The sequence below is a fragment of the Arthrobacter sp. H14 genome, assembly GCF_000520495.1.
Taxonomy (GTDB): domain Bacteria; phylum Actinomycetota; class Actinomycetes; order Actinomycetales; family Micrococcaceae; genus Arthrobacter_C.
Genome location: NZ_KI914706.1, coordinates 27,288 through 30,679 on the forward strand (window position 1 = coordinate 27,288; position 3,392 = coordinate 30,679).

At 63.6% G+C, this 3,392-nt stretch carries 3 protein-coding genes and 2 pseudogenes; 4 read left to right on the plus strand and 1 reads right to left on the minus strand.

Annotation, left to right across the window (positions count from 1 at the left end; translation table 11 throughout):
- Positions 1-184: 184 nt before the first annotated feature.
- The 4 genes and pseudogenes from Y707_RS28420 to Y707_RS28430 all read left to right on the plus strand — a co-directional run.
- Positions 185-703: pseudogene (locus tag Y707_RS28420) on the plus strand (YihY/virulence factor BrkB family protein); the annotation flags it as partial.
- A gap of 86 nt (positions 704-789) precedes the next feature.
- The gene (locus Y707_RS28425) at positions 790-1,731 is read left to right on the plus strand and encodes a CsbD family protein (protein ID WP_051442296.1); all 942 of its coding nucleotides are present in this window, start codon (positions 790-792) and stop codon (positions 1,729-1,731) included.
- A 149-nt stretch (positions 1,732-1,880) separates the two neighbouring features.
- Positions 1,881-2,276 (plus strand): phage holin family protein, encoded by a 396-nt coding sequence (locus Y707_RS0121600; RefSeq protein ID WP_026536579.1) that lies wholly within the window; start codon positions 1,881-1,883, stop codon positions 2,274-2,276.
- 13 nt (positions 2,277-2,289) lie between these two features.
- Entirely contained in the window at positions 2,290-2,955 is a 666-nt protein-coding gene (locus tag Y707_RS28430) for a DUF3618 domain-containing protein (protein WP_051442297.1), read from the plus strand.
- Between the two features lie 105 nt (positions 2,956-3,060).
- On the opposite strand, the pseudogene Y707_RS28435 reads toward Y707_RS28430, so the two are convergent.
- Positions 3,061-3,392 (minus strand): annotated as a pseudogene (locus Y707_RS28435) (NAD-dependent epimerase/dehydratase family protein); the annotation flags it as partial.

Genomic DNA, 3,392 nt, shown 5'->3' on the forward strand with positions numbered 1-3,392 from the left:
GGTGCCTCCAATTGGAGGCACCGGCGGGTCTGTTTAATGGCGGCAGTTGCTAGACGATTTCCTTGTGTGCTTTATTAATAAGCGTACTTACGATTAGGATGATGTCGTAGTGCTTCGAGGAGGAGACAAATGGCAACCACGGATAACAGTCCGGGCGGGCACGCGGACGTTGCCCCGGACGACAGTGGTGTCCGGTCCCATTGCGGAGACTATCGGCGGCGCCATCGGGCTGGGCTCTGTGGCCGTGACGATTTGGAACATCGCGAAATGGCCGCTTCTGCTGTTCTTCGCCCTCCTGATGATCGCAATCCTTTACTACAGCACTCCAAACGTGAAGCAATCCAAATTCCGGTGGATGAGCATGGGCGCCTTGATCGCCCTTATCGTCCTCCTTATTGCTTCACTCGGCTTCTACTTCTACGTCGCCAACTTCTCCAGCTACAACGCAACCTACGGGGCCATCGGCGGTGTGATCGTCTCCCTGCTGTGGCTGTGGCTGGTCAATTTGTCCCTGCTCTTCGGCGCCGAGTTCGACGCCGAGACGGAACGCGGGCGGGAACTGCAGGCCGGCATAGCTGCCGAGGAAACGATTCAACTGCCTCCCCGGGACAACAAGCAGATCGAGAAGAAACAAGAGAAAGAGAAGGAGGACATCGCTCATGGACGTGAACTCCGTGAAAGTCACGGGCCGCGGCGGGACTGAACCGTTGTCCCGCTCGATTTCACAGACCCGGTCCAGCTGGACCGCCGGATAGTCCGCAGCCGGAAAACCACCAAGGAGGAACCATTATGAGTACTCAGAATTGGCCAGAGGACACAACCCCCCGCCACGCCGATGGCAGCCCCGTCGACGGAGCCCCCGTCGTCGTTCCCCCCGGAACCACCGGTGCAGGAACAACTGGTGGCACACCCCCCGGCGGTAGCTCCCAAGGCGGGGATTCGACGAAGGAAGCCGCAAAGGGCGAGGCCAAGCAAGTTGGCAAGGAAGGCGCGGAAGCCAGTCAGCATGTGGCCGGCGTCGCCAAGGACGAAGCCAAAGGTGTTGCCCAGGAAGCGAAGGGCCAGGCTCAGAATCTGACGCATCAGCTTGGCGATGACCTGAAGAGCCAGGCTGGCGACCGACAGAAGAAGGTTGCGGAGAACCTGCGCTCCATCAGTGATGAATTGGGTTCGATGGCGCAGAACTCCGAGCAGAATGGCACCGCGACCCATTGGGTTCAGGAGGCCTCGCGGCGCACCGGAGACATCGCCGGTTGGCTGGATCAGCGTGACCCGGGCGGCCTGCTTGATGAGACCAAGCGCTTTGCCCGGAACCGTCCGGGAGCATTCCTCGCCATCGCAGCCGGAGCCGGTCTGTTGGCCGGCCGGCTCACCCGCGGAATAAAGGACAACAGCAGCGATGGTCAGGGGCAGATGGACGCCGGGCACCGCAGCGCAGGGTCCCCCGGAACGTACGGTTCGACCCATCAGGCTCCAGGCGCCTACGAGCCTGATGCGCCGTCGGTTCCGCCGACAAGCGGTGCTGCCACCGTTGGAGGAAGCGGCGGCTACGGAACCGACACGGGACGGATGGGAGCGACGGCGCGCGAGGACCAGGCGATGCCGGACCTCGCCTCCACTCAGGCCCCGGGCTACAGCCCGGGGTTCCCCGACAGGGAGCCACGACCCGTCAACCCGGCCTACCCGGATGACGATGCCCGCGGACTCAATGAAGGAAGGGATAAGCGATGACGGAACCACGCTACTCTGCGCCTCCGCCGGGGGAAGCCGCGACAGGCGCCCACCAACCTGACCCGGGCAACCGGCCAGGAGAACCTGTACCGGGATCGCGCCCGACAGAACGCATCCCATATCCGGACGGTACCGCCCCCGCGGCGGACCTGGCCGGAGAGACAACCGCCCGGGCGAAAGCCGAGCACCAGTCACTGGGCGAACTGCTTGGCGAGGTCAGCCGCGACATTTCCACGCTCATGCGCCAGGAAGTTGAACTTGCCAAAGCGGAGGTCCGCGAGTCGGCCACCAAAGCGGGCAAGGGAGCCGGAATGTTCGGCGGCGCGGCCCTCGGCGGCTACATGGTGCTGTTGTTCTTGTCGTTGGCACTGTGGATCGCTCTCGGCTACCTGATGGGCCTGGCTTGGTCAGGGGTGGTGGTCGCCGTCATCTGGGCCATCATTGCGGCGATTCTGGCTGCCAAGGGCAAGAAGGAAATGAAATCGATTCAAGGTGTTCCGCGCACCACCGAGACCGTCAAAGAGATTCCCAAAACTCTGAAGTGAACAGGTGAGGACTATGAACAAAACACCAGATGAAATCCGCCGCGACATTGAAGAGACCCGCAGCGAACTCGGCACCGATGTGGACGCGGTCCAGGACAAGGTCAGCCCGTCGTCGATTGCGCACCGGAAGACTGCTCGTTCCCGGGAGTCCTTGAACCGGGTCAAGCACAGCATTATGGGCGAGGCCGATCATGCCAAAGGCTCTGCCAGTGGCAAGGCCCACCACGCCCAGGATGTCGCGCAGGAGAAGGCCCACGAGGCCGGTGGCGCCATCCAGGATGCACCGCATCAGGCCCGTGAAAAGACGCAGGGCAACCCGGTCGCTGCCGGGCTGATCGCCTTCGGCGCCGGCATGCTGGCTTCCGCGCTGATTCCCGCCAGCGAGAAGGAGAAGGAAGCGGCACAGCGCGTCAAAGATCGGTCCGGGCCATTGGTATCCGGGCTCAAGGACTCCGCCAAGACCGTGGCCGATGACATGAGGCAGCCGGCTAAGGACGCCATGGAGGACGTGAAGGGTTCGGCACAGGGCTCCGCCCAGACCGTGAAGGAAGAGGGTAGGGGCGCGGCCGAGGACGTCAAGGGCCGCACACAGGAAGCCCAGTCCAACGTCAAGGAATCCAGCGGCCAAGGATCAGGAACCGGGGCACCGGGCACAACCGGCGGCCAGCACCGGATCTAGACCGGCCACCGCCAGGTAAACCCAACCGGCCGGGGCTGCTGAAGATTCAGCGTCCCCGGCCGGCGGCGTTAATCCCCGTGTCGGTGGCGTGATTCAGGGCAGGTGTTAATCGCGCGGGTGCAGCGGGGGAGATCCCACGATGCCGCCGCCTTTGCCCAATCCGAAAACCACGGACGCGAGAGCATCCACCGACGATTTGGCCGGAGACCAGCCCAGTACATCACGGGCGCGGTCGGTGTCCATGACGGGTGCCTGCGAGGCCATGTCCACCCAGCCGGGGTCCGAACGCTGCAGCCGCAGTTTCCAGGTCACAGCCGCCAGGACGCGGAGCACGTTGAAGGGGATGTGGAAGGTGCGGCTGGCGCCGAAGAGCTTACCCACCTCGGAAGGAGTCAGGACCGGCTCGGCCGCAATGTTGAATGCTCCACCTGCCCGAA

What these genes read in the sequence shown, in the direction of transcription:
- Y707_RS28430 (WP_051442297.1), top strand. Translation starts at nt 2,290, where the DNA reads ATGAACAAAACACCAGATGAAATCCGCCGCGACATTGAAGAGACCCGC.
- Y707_RS28425 (WP_051442296.1), top strand. Translation starts at nt 790, where the DNA reads ATGAGTACTCAGAATTGGCCAGAGGACACAACCCCCCGCCACGCCGAT.